Here is a 1,408-nt window from a genome sequence, read left to right on the forward strand (position 1 = left end):
CAGGGCCCCGGCAAAGTTGCTACGTGATCTTGTAGGTGGTCAGCGGCCGGAGGGTGTCGCGGGCGTGGTGGCGGAGCGCGGCGGCGATGTTGGTGGCGCCCGATAGGCGGAGCGCAGTGATCGCGAGGTTGCGGAAGGCGGCCATGATCTGCGGACTGTGCCCGGTGCGGACCGTGGAGCGGTCCTCGTCGAAGGTCACGTCCCGGACCCAGTGCAACCGATTCTCGATGCCCCAGTGACCGCGGATCCAGCGGGCCAGCAGGCTGGGGTCCGCGTCGAAGCCGGTCAGGCTGGTGATCGCGTAGACCGTGACAGTCTTCCACTTCCCGCCGGGGCGCAGTGGGCGACGTCGGCGCACCAGCTTGATCGCCTGGGCGGCGTGGGGGAAGAACTCGCCGCCCAGATCGGGGCAGGGGTGCAGGCTGACCACGCTGATCGCGCGGGTTTCGACCCGACCGTGGCCGCGGGCGCGTCCGCGGGCGGCGACACCGATGTCTGCCCAGGGCAGCGCGCGTACCCGCGCCAGCAACTTCGGCTGGTTTGCCTTGATCGTCATCAGGTAGTGCCCGCCGCGCTGGTGCAGGTAGTCGGCGTGTCCGCGGTGGGTGTGCAGTGCATCGGCGGTGACCAGCACGTCGGACAGGTCGAGTTCGTCGAGCAGCGTGGAGAACGCGGCGACCTCGCTGCCCTTCTGCTCGACCTGGACCTGTCCGAGCACGGCGCCGCTGGCCTGGTCGAGCACCGACACCAGGTGCGGCAGGCCGGCGCCATGGTCCGAGCTGCCGTGGGCGGTACTGATGTGGGCGCCGCGCAGAGTCTTGCCGTCCAGGGCCAGTACGCGGCGCTGCTCACGGCGCGGTGTGGCCTGCGACCGGGGTTGGGCGTCGAGCTGGGTCAGCACCCAGGACCGCAACGCAGCCTCCACCGCCACGGGGTCGACCTTCTGGAGAACCCGGCGCAGGGTCGACTCGTGCGGCACCACCGTGCCCACACCGAGCGCGGCCAGCACCGCGTGGCCGGCGTCATGGGCGTACTCGGCGACCGCGGCGAACGATCGCGCTCCGGTCAGCACCGCGCACGCTCCCAGCAGCAGCACCGCGAGCACGCCATGGCGCACGCCACGCGCCTGCCGCGGGTCGGGAACCTCGGATAGGGCTTCCACCAGCGACAACGCCAACGGCGCAGCAGTGGCGTCGGAAGCAGCGGTGATCACCTCATCGAGTTCGACCTCCACGTGATCCAGAGCAGCAACGATCGGGGATACTGACAGTGCGGGCACGGGCTTCCTGACGTGATCAAGGACTTAGACACCCTCATGATCACGTCGAGCCCGTGCCCGTCTTCGTACCTACCCCGGCGTGTCGCCGCAGGTCAACACCCGCTCATCGCGACTTTGCCTGGGCCCTGG

Annotated in this window: 1 protein-coding gene; it reads right to left on the reverse strand. The window is 70.0% G+C overall.

Features of this window, described 5'->3' with window-relative positions; translation table 11 throughout:
- Positions 1 to 19: 19 nt before the first annotated feature.
- Positions 20 to 1,234 carry an ISAs1 family transposase gene (locus tag KME75_RS41540; protein ID WP_219420464.1) on the reverse strand — a complete coding sequence of 405 codons (1,215 nt, stop codon included), beginning with the start codon at positions 1,232 to 1,234 and terminating at the stop codon, positions 20 to 22.
- Between the last annotated feature and the right edge of the window lie 174 nt (positions 1,235 to 1,408).

Source organism: Pseudonocardia nigra, assembly GCF_019396355.1.
GTDB lineage: Bacteria > Actinomycetota > Actinomycetes > Mycobacteriales > Pseudonocardiaceae > Pseudonocardia > Pseudonocardia nigra.